Source organism: Pseudonocardia sp. ICBG601 (assembly GCF_020496245.1).
This window is the reverse complement of record NZ_JAHLJA010000032.1, coordinates 1-13233: the sequence shown is the minus strand read 5'-3', so window position 1 is coordinate 13233 and position 13233 is coordinate 1. Positions and strand designations below refer to the sequence as shown.

The 13233-nt window shown below is 72.6% G+C and carries 19 protein-coding genes and 2 pseudogenes; 15 read left to right on the top strand and 6 right to left on the bottom strand.

All coding sequences use genetic code 11. The features are described 5' to 3' along the window. Positions 1-42 precede the first annotated feature (42 nt). A complete protein-coding gene (locus KPL57_RS11645) occupies positions 43-486 on the top strand; it encodes a nitroreductase family deazaflavin-dependent oxidoreductase (protein WP_139318968.1) in 444 nt (147 codons plus the stop codon). Between the two features lie 4 nt (positions 487-490). Here the strand turns inward: KPL57_RS11645 and KPL57_RS11640 are convergent, their stop codons facing one another. Together KPL57_RS11640 and KPL57_RS11635 are read right to left on the bottom strand one after the other, a co-directional pair. Beyond that, positions 491-1738 (bottom strand): winged helix-turn-helix domain-containing protein, encoded by a 1248-nt coding sequence (locus KPL57_RS11640; RefSeq protein ID WP_226351607.1) that lies wholly within the window; start codon positions 1736-1738, stop codon positions 491-493. 63 nt (positions 1739-1801) lie between these two features. Further along, a complete protein-coding gene (locus tag KPL57_RS11635; RefSeq protein WP_226351606.1) occupies positions 1802-2686 on the bottom strand; it encodes a 3,4-dioxygenase subunit beta in 885 nt (294 codons plus the stop codon). A 154-nt stretch (positions 2687-2840) separates the two neighbouring features. Here KPL57_RS11635 and KPL57_RS11630 point away from each other — a divergent pair, with 154 nt between their 5' ends. Further along, on the top strand, positions 2841-3371 hold the full coding sequence (locus KPL57_RS11630; protein ID WP_020627869.1) for a GNAT family N-acetyltransferase: 531 nt from the start codon (positions 2841-2843) through the stop codon (positions 3369-3371). A gap of 4 nt (positions 3372-3375) precedes the next feature. On the opposite strand, the gene dapB is transcribed toward KPL57_RS11630, so the two are convergent. Then, positions 3376-4134, bottom strand: a complete 759-nt coding sequence (gene dapB / locus KPL57_RS11625) for a 4-hydroxy-tetrahydrodipicolinate reductase (protein ID WP_226351605.1) — start codon at positions 4132-4134, stop codon at positions 3376-3378. A gap of 5 nt (positions 4135-4139) precedes the next feature. Continuing rightward, positions 4140-4619, bottom strand: a complete 480-nt coding sequence (locus tag KPL57_RS11620; RefSeq protein WP_226351604.1) for a DUF456 domain-containing protein — start codon at positions 4617-4619, stop codon at positions 4140-4142. Between the two features lie 230 nt (positions 4620-4849). Between KPL57_RS11620 and KPL57_RS11615 the strand changes: the two genes are divergently transcribed. From KPL57_RS11615 to KPL57_RS11560, 13 genes and pseudogenes are all read left to right on the top strand, one after another. Beyond that, positions 4850-5455, top strand: a complete 606-nt coding sequence (locus KPL57_RS11615; RefSeq protein WP_226351603.1) for a hypothetical protein — start codon at positions 4850-4852, stop codon at positions 5453-5455. Then, positions 5431-5832 carry an ABC transporter permease gene (locus KPL57_RS11610; protein ID WP_308252848.1) on the top strand — a complete coding sequence of 134 codons (402 nt, stop codon included), beginning with the start codon at positions 5431-5433 and terminating at the stop codon, positions 5830-5832. Before KPL57_RS11615 ends, KPL57_RS11610 begins: the two co-directional genes overlap by 25 nt. A gap of 1 nt (position 5833) precedes the next feature. Next, positions 5834-6550 carry an ABC transporter permease gene (locus tag KPL57_RS11605; protein ID WP_264197995.1) on the top strand — a complete coding sequence of 239 codons (717 nt, stop codon included), beginning with the start codon at positions 5834-5836 and terminating at the stop codon, positions 6548-6550. Then, on the top strand, positions 6490-6789 hold the full coding sequence (locus KPL57_RS66290; RefSeq protein ID WP_308252850.1) for an ABC transporter permease subunit: 300 nt from the start codon (positions 6490-6492) through the stop codon (positions 6787-6789). The genes KPL57_RS11605 and KPL57_RS66290 overlap by 61 nt, the downstream gene beginning before the upstream one ends. Further along, complete coding sequence (locus tag KPL57_RS11600; RefSeq protein ID WP_226351602.1) at positions 6786-6935, top strand: hypothetical protein; 150 nt, start codon at positions 6786-6788, stop codon at positions 6933-6935. Before KPL57_RS66290 ends, KPL57_RS11600 begins: the two co-directional genes overlap by 4 nt. Next, positions 6932-7318 (top strand): ATP-binding cassette domain-containing protein, encoded by a 387-nt coding sequence (locus KPL57_RS11595; protein ID WP_226351601.1) that lies wholly within the window; start codon positions 6932-6934, stop codon positions 7316-7318. Before KPL57_RS11600 ends, KPL57_RS11595 begins: the two co-directional genes overlap by 4 nt. 102 nt (positions 7319-7420) lie before the next feature. Next, positions 7421-7768 carry a hypothetical protein gene (locus tag KPL57_RS11590; protein WP_226351661.1) on the top strand — a complete coding sequence of 116 codons (348 nt, stop codon included), beginning with the start codon at positions 7421-7423 and terminating at the stop codon, positions 7766-7768. Further along, a complete protein-coding gene (locus tag KPL57_RS11585) occupies positions 7686-7985 on the top strand; it encodes a hypothetical protein (RefSeq protein ID WP_226351664.1) in 300 nt (99 codons plus the stop codon). The genes KPL57_RS11590 and KPL57_RS11585 overlap by 83 nt, the downstream gene beginning before the upstream one ends. After that, positions 7960-8019 (top strand): annotated as a pseudogene (locus KPL57_RS72020) (hypothetical protein); the annotation flags it as partial. The gene KPL57_RS11585 and the pseudogene KPL57_RS72020, both read left to right, overlap by 26 nt. A 55-nt stretch (positions 8020-8074) precedes the next feature. Further along, a pseudogene (locus KPL57_RS72015) lies at positions 8075-8350 on the top strand (peptide ABC transporter ATP-binding protein); the annotation flags it as partial. A 643-nt stretch (positions 8351-8993) separates the two neighbouring features. Continuing rightward, a complete protein-coding gene (locus tag KPL57_RS11570; protein WP_226351600.1) occupies positions 8994-9194 on the top strand; it encodes a hypothetical protein in 201 nt (66 codons plus the stop codon). A gap of 96 nt (positions 9195-9290) precedes the next feature. Continuing rightward, the gene (locus KPL57_RS11565) at positions 9291-9839 is read left to right on the top strand and encodes an ABC transporter substrate-binding protein (protein ID WP_226351660.1); all 549 of its coding nucleotides are present in this window, start codon (positions 9291-9293) and stop codon (positions 9837-9839) included. A gap of 139 nt (positions 9840-9978) precedes the next feature. Then, positions 9979-10602 carry an ABC transporter substrate-binding protein gene (locus KPL57_RS11560; protein ID WP_226351659.1) on the top strand — a complete coding sequence of 208 codons (624 nt, stop codon included), beginning with the start codon at positions 9979-9981 and terminating at the stop codon, positions 10600-10602. A 206-nt stretch (positions 10603-10808) separates the two neighbouring features. Here KPL57_RS11560 and KPL57_RS11555 read toward each other — a convergent pair whose 3' ends face one another. After that, positions 10809-12125 (bottom strand): pitrilysin family protein, encoded by a 1317-nt coding sequence (locus KPL57_RS11555; RefSeq protein WP_226351658.1) that lies wholly within the window; start codon positions 12123-12125, stop codon positions 10809-10811. Positions 12126-12189: 64 nt separating this feature from the next. Then, on the bottom strand, positions 12190-13233 hold a 1044-nt coding region (locus tag KPL57_RS11550), incomplete at its 5' end, for a polyribonucleotide nucleotidyltransferase (RefSeq protein ID WP_226351599.1).

Genomic DNA, 13233 nt, shown 5'->3' with positions numbered 1-13233 from the left:
CGAGATGATCGGCGAGCGAGATACCGGCGTAGGATCGGCGTCGTGGACCGCACCGAGATCGCCGCGACGAACGCCTCCATGACCGCCCGGGTCCTGCAGATGCCTCCGGCCCCCGTCCCGGACGGCGGCTATGCACTGCGTGTGCTGCGCACCCGCGGGCGGCGCAGCGGGGAGCCGCGCGACACCCCGATCGGCGTCGTCGGGCACGACGGTGCCACCTACCTGGTCTCCCCCACCGGTGGGCGGGACTGGGTGCGCAACCTGCGGGCGACGCCGGAGTGCGCGATCCGCTCCGCCGCGGGCGACGAGCCGCACCGGGCGGTGGAGCCCGACCGCGCCGAGGCCGCGGCGGCCGTCGTCGGCTACCTGCGGGCGCTCGATGTGCCGTGGGCCCTGGCGGCGTTCCCGGTGCCGGCCGACGCCACCGAGGAGCAGGTCGCCGAGCACCTGGACGCGATCGCGGTGTTCCGTCTCGACCCCGCCTGAGCCGTCAGCGGGCGGCGACCTCGGCACGCAGCTCCGCGGCCAGGTCGCCCCGCTCCCCCACGGCGACGCCGTCGAGCCCGAGCCAGCCCGCCATCGTCGCGAGCTCACCGGCCAGCTCGGCGGCGATCCGCGGGCGCGGTGCGGTGGCCCCGGGCTCGGCGAACGCCCCGGGCACCCGCAGCACGCCGGCCGCCCGGTCGGCCTTGAGGTCGACGCGGCCGACGAGCTCGCCGTCGAGCAGGAACGGGAAGACGTAGTAGCCGTACTCCCGCTTCGGCTCCGGCACGTAGATCTCGATGCGGTAGCGGAATCCGAAGATCCGCTCGGTCCGGCCCCGCTCCCAGACCAGCGGGTCGAACGGACACAGCAGCGCACGCCCGGTCACCGTGCGCGGCACCCGGGCGGCCGGGTCGCGGTAGGCGGGCCGGTCCCAGCCGCGCACGCTCACCGGCTCCAGGGCACCCGCGTCGACCAGCTCGGCGATCGCGGTGCGGGTGCGTTCCGGGCCGAGCCGGTAGTAGTCGCGCAGGTCGGTCTCGGTACCGACCCCCAGTGCGGAGGCGGACCGCGCGACGAGCTCACGCGCCGCGTCGGCCGGGTCGGGGGCGGGCAGCGCGAGGATCTCCGGCGGCAGCACCCGCGAGGGCAGGTCGTAGCGGCGCTCGAAGTGCACACGCGTGCCGACCGCCAGCTCGCCGACGGCGAACAGGTACTCGCAGACCCGCTTGACCTCCGACCGCTCCCACCAGGTCGCTCCCGGCGGGCGCGGGCGCACCTCACCGGCCCGCCCGTGCGGGGCGAGCGCCTTCTCGATCGCACCGGCGCCCAGCGGCCCGGACTCCGCCACCACGTCGAGGATGTCCCCCGCCAGGGACGGGTGCTTCTCCAGCAGCGGGCCGTAGTGCTTCCACCAGCGCCGCGGCAGCGCCTCGTGGGAGAGCAGCGGCATGTCCTGGACCGGGACCAGACTCGCCTCGTGCGCCCAGGTCTCCGCCAGCAGGCGCGGTCGCCGCGCGCTCGGTGACCAGGCCGCGTCGTCGAGGAGGGCGGTGGGATAGGCACCGAGCCTGCTGAACAGCGGCATGTAGTGCGCGCGCACCGCGATGTTGACCGAGTCGAGCTGGAGCAGCTTCACCCGGTCCAGCACCCGGCCGAGGTGGCGACGGGTGACCGGCCCGGACGGCCGTGGATCGGTGAAGCCCTGGGCCGCGAGGAAGGTCCGACGGGCGACGTCGGCGGAGATCGTGCGCACGGCCGGGATGCTGCCACGGGGCACCGACAGGATCCGGCACGGCGTCGGGTGACCTCCGGCCGGTCAGCTGCCGGGCGGGGGGCCACCGGCACCCGGCCGACCACCGCCCGGGGCGGCTCCCGCGTCCGGCTGGGTGGTGACGTCGACGGCTGCGGTCAGCGCGACCGTGTAGCCCGTGGTCGGGTCGCCGGTGACCGTGGCGAGCTGCAGGGCCCCGCCGTCGTCGCCGAAGACGGTGTCGGAGGCGAGCGAGACCTTCGCCAGGTTCGTGACCGACTGCTCGTAGCCGGCGGTGGCGTAGACGGCGGCGCACACGTCCTGCGGGAGGGCCACCTGGGGGGTGGCGACCGCGTTGCCGGCGTCGGTGATGTCGGCCTGCGCGGGGTACACCTCGAAATGGATGTGCGGCCAGCGGCCGTCGTAGCAGGCCGGGACGATGCTGGTGAAGCGCACCGCCCCGTCGCTGCCGGCGACCTGGACCCCCCGCAGGTAGTTCTCGGCCTCCAGCCCCTCGGAGTACAGGGAGTACCGGCCTTCCCGGTCGCAGTGCCAGACGTAGACCGCGGCACCGGCCATGCCGGCGGCGGCCATGTCGGTGATCGTGAGCTCCAGGGTCATCGGTACCCCGGCCGCGGTCGCCGAGCCGCTGCCGAAGCTCGACCGGATGTCGCTGCGCACCACCCCGGACTCGGTGAGCACGTTCGCGCCGTTGGAGCCGTCGCCGGGGTACGGGCCCGCCGTCTCGTCCGGGATCTCGCCGGTCGAGGTCGCGGTCGTCGCCGACGGGGCCGCGGTGCCGCAGGCCGCGAGCCCGGCGGTGACGGCGCCGACGCCGAGCACGGCCAGCATGCGGCGCCTGCCGAGCAGGGTGCCGAGGTCGAACCCGAGACCCTGGTCGACGACCTCGTCGTCGGGGCGGGGCAGGGCACGGCCCTGGTAGCGCGGCATGGCGGGTCCTCCGGTGCGTCGTCGTGCGGGACTGTCGTGCGGAACGAGAACGACGGTAGGAACCGGACATGGGCCCCGGATCGCACCGCCCTGTGGACCCGCTGTGGACCCGGGCGGTGACGTGGCCCGCGGGGTCGCACGGTAGGCATGACCCATGGCCACCGCGACCGTCCGCCCCGCCACCGACGACGACGTGGGCGCGATCATGGCGATCCAGGACCGCACCTGGCGCACCGCCTACGCCGGGCTGCTACCCGAGGAGGCGTTCGCGGGACTCACCTCGGACGCCGCGCGCTCGCACTGGAGCGACGCCGTGCACGCCGGCGACGGCTACCACCTGTTCGTCGCCGTCGAGGGGGACGAGACCGTCGGGTTCGCCGCCGCCGCCCGCTACGCCGGGGCCGACGGTCTGGCGATCGCCGAGGTCAGCACGCTGCTGGTGGAGCCGCGCTGGGGCAGGCGCGGGCACGGCGGGCGGCTGCTCGCCGCCGTGGCGGCCGCGCTGCGGGAGTCCGGCTCGGACACCGGGCGCACCTGGGTGCCCGAGGCCGACACCGCCTCACGGAACTTCTACAGCCGCGCCGGTTGGGCGCCCGACGGCGCGGTGCGCACGCTGGACACCGGCTCCTCGACGCTGCGCGAGGTCCGCCACGCCGGGACGCTGGACCTGCACCTGGTCGACTGAGGACTCAGCCGAGCCCGAGCAGCGGCTCCAGCCCGATCGTCAGCCCCGGGCGCTCGCGCACGGCACGCACCGCGAGCAGCACGCCCGGCATGAAGCTGGTCCGGTTCATCGAGTCGTGGCGCAGGGTGAACACCTCGCCGTCGGTGCCGAGGACGACCTCCTGGTGCGCGATCAGCCCGGGCATCCGGACCGCGTGCACGTGGATGCCCTCGACGACCGCGCCACGGGCGCCGTGCGGGTCGTCGGTGGTGGCGTCGGGAACCTTGCCGAGGCCGGCCTCGCGCCGTGCCGCGCCGATCACCGACGCGGTCCGCGCGGCGGTGCCGGACGGGGCGTCGACCTTGCCGGCGTGGTGCAGCTCGATGACCTCGGCGGAGTCGAAGAAGCGGGCGGCCTGTGCCGCGAAGTGCATCATCAGCACGGCGCCGACCCCGAAGTTCGGGGCGACGAGCACGCTGCCCGAGCCGTGCTCGTCGAGGATCGCGCGGACCTCGTCGAACTTGGCGGCGTCGAAGCCGCTGGTCCCGACGACCGGGGCGACCCCGCGCGCCAGGCACTCGCGGATGTTGGCGATCGCGGCGCCGGGGTGGGTGAAGTCGACGGCGACGTCGGCGCGGTCGAGGGCGGACAGGTCGTCGCCCGCGTCCAGCGCGGCGACCAGCTCGGTGTCCTCGGCGGCCTCGACCGCCCGGCACACCTCGCTGCCCATCCGGCCCTTCGCGCCGAGGACCGCCACCTTGATCGTCACCGTGTCCGTGCTCACGGGCGTCACCCTACGACGAGGCCGCCGATCCACACCGCGACCGTGACCAGCCCCGCGGCGAGCTCGATCAGGATGCTCCAGCCCACGGCGGCGAGCGCCTCGCGTGCCGAGCGCCAGGCGGTGGCGGCGTCGGGCAGACGGGCGAGCTCGGCCAGCCAGACCCCGAGCACGAACCCGAGGAACAGCCCGACCACGGGCACGACGAAGAACCCGACGACGCCCAGCACGAGCCCGGCGAACAGGGTGCGGGTGGGGACCCCGGCGGCCTTGAGCCGGCGTCCGGGGAGCAGGTACTTCGCGACCTGGCCGGCGACGGTGACGAGCACCGCGATGCCGAGAACCCACCAGCCGACCGCATCGCCGCGCGGGACCGCCCAGACCGCGACCCCGCCGACGATCAGCAGCGGCCCGGGCAGGACGGGCAGCACGATCCCGGCCAGGCCGACGAGCATCATCAGGCCGGCGACGACGGCGAGGGCGGTCATGGCGCCCAGCCTGCCAGCAGGTCCGGCGATTCCCTCGGACGAACCCGCGGCGACGGGAGGGTGTCATCATCACGAGTGGGTAAACGCTGTGAGCCGGGACTACCAACTTCTGGTACTGGCGTGCCAGCCTCGATGTCACCCGAAACAGTGACACCCGCTCACCTGCGGTCGTCCCACCACCCGCGCGCTGCCGGTCACCACCGCACCGCGGACGAACAGAGAAGAGCAGCGTGCTCCGGTACCTCCTGCGCAGGGGCGCCGGGTGGCTCGCGATGATCGTCGTCGCGACCAACCTGGTCTACTTCCTCGCGAACTCCTTCCTCGACCCCCGGGTCAACTACCTGCAGTTGCGACCGCCGCGCACCGACGCGGAGATCGCCCGGTCGCTGGGCCAGTACAACCTGGACTCGAACGTCCCGGTCCTGGAGCGGTGGTGGATCTGGATCACCGGGATCGTGACCCGCTGGGACTGGGGCACCAGCCCGATCGGCGACCCGGTGAACGCGCAGGTGGCGTTCCGTGTCGTGGTGTCCGGGCAGCTGGTGTTCTTCTCGCTGCTGCTGTCGATCGTGATCGGGGTGGCGCTCGGGGTCTACTCGGCCCAGCGCCAGTACCGGCTCGGTGACCGCGCCGCCCAGCTGACCTCGGTGTTCACCCTGAACATCCCGTCGGCGGTCGCGGCGCTGGCGGTCGTGTTCGTCGCCATCGCGATCAACCAGGGTGTCGGCGGGACGCTGTTCTACGTCGCGGGGTCCGAGTCGCCCGGGGTCACCGGTTCTGGCCGCTGCTGGTCGACCGGGCCCAGCACCTCGTGCTGCCGACGATCTCGCTGCTGATCATCTCCTACGCGGGTTACCACCTGCTGCAGCGCTCGATGCTGCTCGACGTGGTCAACTCCGACTACGTGCGGACCGCCCGGGCCAAGGGGCTGACCCGCAGGCAGGCCATCCGGCGTCACGGGCTGCGCAGCTCGATGATCCCGGTGGCGACTCAGGTGGCGTTCGCGATCCCGGCGCTGTTCACCGGTGCGGTGATCACCGAGAAGACCTTCGCCTGGCAGGGCATGGGCGACTACTTCATCCGCACCATCTCGACCAACGACATCCACGGCGTCGTCGCCACGGCGGCGTTCGGCGCGGTGACGACGGCGGTCGGCGCCATGCTCGCCGACATCGCGGTCGTCGCCCTCGACCCGAGGGTGCGGGTGAACTGACATGAGCCTGAACATGCCCGAGCTCGCCCCCACCGTCTCCGACGGTGCCGACGGCGCCCCGGAGCCGGGCGCACCCCGTCGTCGCCGGGGTGCGCGCGCCGCGCTGGTGTGGCGTCGCTACCGGCGCAACCGGCCCGCGATGGCAGGCCTGGTCGTCTTCGGCCTGCTGGTGCTGTTCTCCCTGGTCGGCGGGTTCCTCTCCCCCTACGACCACACCGACGTCGACTTCGCGGCGCTGACCGCGGCGCCGTCGCTGGACCACCCGCTGGGCACCACGGCCGGCGGCAACGACGTCTACGCCCAGGCCGTGCACGGCCTGCAGCGCTCCCTGACCATCGCCGTCACGGTCTCGCTGCTGACCACCCTGATCGCCGCGGTGGTCGGGGCGGGCGCGGCCTACCTGGGCGGCGGGCGGACCTGGGCCCGGCGCGGCGAGCGCGTCCTGCTCACGGTCGTCCACTTCCTGATGGTGGTGCCGTCGTTCCTGATCCTGGCGCTGGCCTCCCAGTGGGGGTCGGGCGACTACCGGATCCTGATCGTCGCCCTGACCCTGCTGGGCTGGATGACCACCGCCCGCGTGGTCTGGACCGTCGCGACGACGCTGCGCGAACGCGAGTACGTCTCGGCCACCCGCTTCATGGGGGTGTCCGGGCCGGGATCGTCTTCCGCCACCTCATCCCGAACATCGGCTCGCTGCTCATCGTCACCTTCACCCTGAACGTGGCGAGCACCGTGCAGAGCGAGACCGCGCTGTCGTTCATCGGGTTCGGCGTGCAGATCCCCGACGTCTCGCTGGGCACGATGCTCGCCGACGGCGGCTCGTCGATGGCGACCGCGCCGTGGATCTTCATCGTGCCGTCGGTGCTGCTGGTGCTGCTGACCGCGTCGCTCGCGTTCGTCGGCGACGGCCTGCGCGACGCCCTCGACCCGACCTCCCGGGCCGGAGGCAGCGCATGAACGCCCCCGTGCTGTCCGTGCGCGACCTGACCGTCGCGTTTCCCTCCGAGGCCGGCCGGGTGGCGGCCGTCCGCGGCGTCGACTTCGACCTGTTGCCCGGGCGCACGCTCGGCATCGTCGGCGAGTCCGATCCGGCAAGTCGGTGACCTCGCTGGCGGTGATGGGCCTGCTGCCCGAGACGGCGTCGGTGACGGGCTCGATCACCCTGGCCGGCCGCGAGCTGGTCGGACTGTCCGACGAGGACCTGTCCGGGATCCGCGGCAACGACATCGGGATGATCTTCCAGGACCCGCTGTCCTCGCTGACGCCGATCTTCACCGTCGGCGACCAGCTCGTCGAGGCCATGCAGATCACCGCGACATCGGCCGCGCGAAGGCCCGGGGGCGTGCGAGCGGGCTGGTCGAGCTGCTCGACCTGGTCGGCATCCCCGGACCCCCGACGACGCGTGCGCGCCTTCCCGCACGAGTTCTCGGGCGGCATGCGCCAGCGCGTCATGATCGCGATGGCGATCGCGAACGACCCGTCGTGATCATCGCCGACGAGGCCGACGACCGCCCTGGACGTCACCGTGCAGGCCCAGATCCTCGACGTGCTGAAGGTGGCACGCGACGAGACCGGCGCCGCCGTCGTCATGATCACCCAACGACCTGGGGGTGGTCGCCGGGGTCGCCGACGACGTGCTCGTCATGTACGCCGGGCGCCCGGTCGAGGACGGCCCCGGTGGACGAGCTGTTTCGCCGCGCCGCGGATGCCGTACACGATCGGTCTGCTCGGCGCGGTCCCCCGCGTCGACAGCGTCGAGCGGCGCCCGCTGTCCCGGTGCCCGGCAGCCCGCCCGCACCGACCGACCTGCCGACGGGCTGCCCCCTTCGCGCCGCGCTGCCCGGTCGCCGTCGATGCCTGCCGCACCGCCGAGCCGCCGCTTCGGCCCGTCCCGGGTCGCGACGACCACGCCGCCGGCCTGCGTGCGGACCGGTGAGATCGTCGACGGTGCGATCGACGGCGAGCCCGTGTTCGCCGTTCGGACCTCCTCCTCGACGACGACCGCACCGGCGACCGCGAGAGCCGCCCCGCGTGTGCTGTCGGTGAGCCACCTGCGCAGGACGTTCCCCCTCATGAAGGGGTCCCTGGTGCGACGCCGGGTCGGCACGGTGCACGGCCGTCGCCGACGTGGACCTCGACATCCGGCGCGGTGAGACCCTCGGCCTGGTCGGCGAGTCCGGCTGCGGCAAGACCACGACGCTGCTGGAGATCATGAACCTGCTCCCGCCGGAGAGCGGGAACGATCGAGATCGCCGGAACCGACGTCGCCACGCTGCGCGGGCCGCAGCGACATCGCCGCGCTGCGGCGCGAGATCCAGATCGTGTTCCAGGACCCGATGGGCGCGCTCGCCCGCGCATGACGGTCGGCGACATCCTCACCGAGCCGCTGCGGGCGGCCGGCTGGACCGACCGGGACCGGGTAGCCACCCGGGTCGACGAGCTGATGGCGCTGGTCGGTCTGGACCCGGAGCACGTCGACCGGTTCCCGGCGGCGTTCTCCGGCGGGCAGCGCCAGCGCATCGGGATCGCCCGCGCGCTGGCGACGAAGCCGTCGCTGCTGGTGCTCGACGAGCCGGTGTCCGCCCTCGACGTCTCGGTGCAGGCCGGGGTGCTGAACCTGCTCACCGAGCTGCAGCGCGAGCTGGGGCTGAGCTACCTGTTCCGTCGCGCACGACCTGTCGGTGGTGCGGCACGTCGCGGACCGGGTCGGTCGCGTCATGTACCTGGGCCGGATCGTGGAGTCCGGCGCGGTCGCCGACGTGTTCGGCAACCCGCAGCATCCTACACCCAGGCGCTGCTGTCGGCGATCCCGGTGCCGGACCCGCAGGTCGAACGGACCCGGCAGCGGGTGTGCTCTCCGGGGACCTGCCCAGCCCGACCGACGACGCGCCGGGCTGCGCGTTCCTGGGCCGCTGCCCGCTGGCCCGGACGCTGTCCGAGCAGGAGCGCTCGCGCTGTGCCGCGAGACCCCCGAGCTCCTGGTCAAGGACGGCGCGAGCGACGCCGACCTCCGACCACCGCAAACGCCTGCCACTTCCGCTGCCCCACCTCGACCCGACCGGGAACCGAACGAAGGAGAGACATGCGCAGACCCATCCGACGCGGGGCGACCACCGCCGCCGTCGCGCGCTGGCCCTGGTGCTGGCGGGCTGGGGCGGAGGTTGGCTCCGGCGGGCCCGCGCAGACGGCCGAGTCGCTGTCGACGGACGCCGTCGTACAACGCCCAGCCCTACGAGAACGTCAAGGACGGCGGCCAGGTCACCCTGCCGTTCCGCTCGGACCTGAACCCGCAGTTCAACTACTTCACAGGAGACTCCACCACCGACACCCGGCTCTCCTGGACCTTCTACACCCCGTGGTGATCTCGTTCAGCCCGACCGGGGACCCGATCGTCAACCCCGACTACGTGACGAAGGCGAGCCGGTCGACAGCGGCGGAAGACCACCGTCACCTACACGATCAACCCGAAGGCCGTCTTCAACGACGGCACGCCGATCGACTGGCGGGCCTTCGAGTCGACCTGGAAGGCCAACAACGGGAAGGACACCGCGTTCATCCCGAGCTCGACCGACGGCTACGACCGGATCGCCTCGGTGACCCGCGGTGCCGACGACAAGCAGGCCGTCGTCGCCTTCAACGGGCCCAACCCGTGGTGGCCGAGCCTGTTCAACTACCTCGTGCACCCGAAGGCGGCCACCCCCGACGTCTTCAACAAGGGCTACCTGAACAACCCGCACCCCGAGTGGGGAGCGGGCCCGTACACCGTGGCGAACTACGACAAGCAGAACGCCACGATCACCTTCGAGCGCAACCCGAAGTGGTGGGGCAAGAAGGGCAAGCTCGACCGCATCACCCTGGTGCAGATGGAGCAGCAGGCCAAGATCAACGCGTTCCGCAACGGTCAGCTCGACGCGACCGAGGCCGAGACCGCGGACTTGCTCGCCCAGGCCCGCTCCGTGCCGAACGCCGACATCCGCATCTCCGCACCCCGGCGAACTACCTGCTGATGCTGAACAGCACCACCCCGGTCCTGAAGGACCCCGTGGTCCGCAAGGCGATCTTCGACTCGGTCGACCGCCAGCAGATCGCGAAGATCACCTTCCAGGGCCTGGACTACACCGAGACCCCGAGCGGGTCGCTCACGAGCTGCAGCCCTATCAGAAGGGCTACGAGGACAACCTCGCGAGCGCCGTCACCTTCGACCCGGAGGCCGTCAAGCGGGATCTGGACGCGGCGGGCTGGGTCGCAGGTCCGGACGGGATCCGCGCCAAGGACGGGCAGAAGCTGACCTTCTCCTACGTCCAGACCGGAGACACCCCGACCAAGCGGGCCACCTCGGGTGCGCTCGTCGCGATGCTGAAGAACGTCGGCATCGACATGCAGGTCCGCGTCGTGCCCTCGACCGACTTCTCGAAGATCCTGTCGAACAAGGAGTTCGACATGGTCTTCCTCGGGTTCAAGTCCACCGACCCGTACGGCGTGGCCTACATCTGCCAGCAGTACTGCTCGGACTCGCAGCTGAACCGCTCCGGGACCGGTAGCAAGGAACTCGACGCCGAGCTGCGCAAGGTCAACACCCTGCCGACCGCCGACGAGCAGTACGCCGCCGCCAACGTGGCCGAGAAGAAGGCGCTCGCCACCTATGGCGTGCTCCCGGTCTACTCCGGTCCGAGCATCTGGGCAACCAAGCCCGGCCTTGCGAACTGGGGTTCGGCGCTGTTCGCGTTCCCGCCGCTGCCCGAGACCCTCGGCTGGCAGAACGGCAGCTGACCCACCGGCATCATCACGCCGGGGAGCCCCGGACCACCCGGTCCGGGGCTCCCCCGCGTCGTGGCACCCGCGTCGTGGCACCGGCGTCCTGGCCACCCCGCGTCCCGCTCCCAGGGTCACCCTCGTTGCCCTAGACGCCACGAGGGTGACCCTGGGAGCGCCTGGGAGGCCCTCGTGTGCCCCTGAGGGCGGCCGCAAGGGTGGCGTCAGGCCAGGTCGCGCAGGGCGACCGGGAGGTCGTCGACATCGGCGTAGGGCCCCACGACCGCCGCCGTCAGCGGCTGGGCCAGCAGGTCCGCGGCCAACGCCGCGACCTCGCCCGGGGTGACGGCGTCGATGCGGGCGAGGCTGTCGGCCAGCGACCGCTGCCGACCGTGGTCCAGCTCGGCGCGGCCGAGCCGGTTCATCCGCGACGCGGTGTCCTCACAGCCCAGCACCAGTCCCCCGCGCAGGGCGCCCTGGGCACGGACGACCTCCGCCTCGGTCAGACCGTCGGCCGCGACCTCGCCGAGCACGTCGCGCACCACGGCCACGACCTCGCCGAGGCGTTCGGGGGCGCATCCGGCGTACACCGACAGCGCGCCGGCGTCGGCGTAGCGCACCGTCGAGGAGTAGACCTGGTAGGCCAGCCCGCGCTGCTCCCGGACCTGCTGGAACAGCCGCGAGGACAGCCCCCCGCCGAGGGCGGAGTTGAGGACGGCGAGCACCGGGAGGCCGCGGCCGGCGCGGCCCGCGGTGGGCACGCCGAGCATCACGTGGGCCTGCTCGGACTCGTCGTCGAGCAGCCCGAGGGCACCGGTGCGGACCGGGCGGACACCGGTGGCGCTGCGCGGGGGCACCGGACGGGCCCCCTCGTGGTGCCGCGCGGCCGCGCCGAGGGCGGCGGCCACGAGCTCGGCGACGTGGGAGTGGTCGAGGTTCCCGGCCGCGGCGACGACCATCCGCGGCGCCGTGTACTCCCCGCGCCAGAAGCTGTGCAGGGTGTCGCGGCTCATCGCCCGGACCGACTCCTCGGAGCCGATCACCGGGCGCCCCAGCGGGTGGTCGCCGAACAGGGTCTCGTCGAACAGGTCGCCGAGCAGGTCCTCCGGGTCGTCGTCGCGCATCGAGATCTCCTCGAGCACGACGCCGCGTTCCAGCTCGACGTCGGTGTGCGCCAGCTCGGCGTCGGTGACGACGTCGGCCAGCACGTCCACCGCGAGCGCCACGTCGGTGTCGAGGACGTGGGCGTAGTAGCAGGTGTGCTCCTTGGCGGTGAACGCGTTCAGCTCACCGCCGACGGCGTCCATCTCCTCGGCGATGCCCGCCGCGGTGCGCCGCCGGGTGCCCTTGAACAGCAGGTGTTCCAGGAAGTGCGCGGCGCCGGCCTGCTCGGGGGTCTCGTCGACCGAGCCGATCCCGATCCAGATGCCGAGTGCCACCGAGCGGACCCCGGGCACGGCCTCGGTGACCAGCCGCACCCCGCCGGGCAGATCGCTGCGGCGGACGGTGTCACCGGTGTCGCCGTCGGGGAGCGGGGACACACGGGCGGCGGCCCGGGAGGAGTCCCGGGCCGCCGTCGCGTGGTCGTTCTCAGATGCCAACAGTTCAGCTCGGGTTGGCGGCGGCCTCGGCCGGAGCCTCGGCGTCGACGACACCCTCGACGGGCGCCTCCGCGACCGCGGACTCGTCGACCACCGGGATCAGCGAGATCTTGCCGCGGTTGTCGATGTCGGTGACCTCGACGCGCAGCTTGTCGCCGACCTTGACGACGTCCTCGACCTTGCTGATCCGCTTCCCGTTGCCGAGCTTCGAGATGTGGACCAGGCCGTCCTTGCCGGGGACCAGCGAGACGAAGGCACCGAACGCGGCGGCCTTGACCACCGTGCCCAGGAAGCGCTCGCCGACCTTCGGCAGCTGCGGGTTGGCGATCGCGTTGATCATGCCGATCGCCTCCTCCGCGGAGGGGCCGTCGTTCGCACCGACGTAGATCGTGCCGTCGTCCTCGATCGAGATGTCGGCGCCGGTCTTCTCGGTGATCGAGTTGATCATCTTGCCCTTCGGGCCGATGACCTCGCCGATCTTGTCGACCGGGACCTTCACCGCGGTGACCCGCGGCGCGTACTTGCTCATCTCGTCCGGGCCGTCGATGGCCTCGCCGATCACCTCGAGGATGGTCAGGCGGGCGTCCTTGGCCTGGTTCAGCGCGGCGGCGAGCACCTCGGACGGGATGCCGTCCAGCTTGGTGTCCAGCTGCAGCGCCGTGACGAACTCCTTGGTGCCGGCGACCTTGAAGTCCATGTCGCCGAAGGCGTCCTCGGCACCGAGGATGTCGGTCAGCGCGACGTAGCGCGTCTGGCCGTCGACCTCGTCGGACACCAGGCCCATCGCGATGCCCGCGACCGGCGCCTTCAGCGGAACACCGGCGTTGAGCAGCGACATCGTGGACGCGCAGACCGAGCCCATCGAGGTCGAGCCGTTCGAGCCGAGGGCCTCGGAGACCTGGCGGATCGCGTAGGGGAACTCCTCGCGGTTCGGCAGGACCGGGATCAGGGCCCGCTCGGCGAGCGCGCCGTGGCCGATCTCGCGGCGCTTCGGCGAGCCGACGCGACCGGTCTCACCGGTCGAGTACGGCGGGAAGTTGTAGTGGTG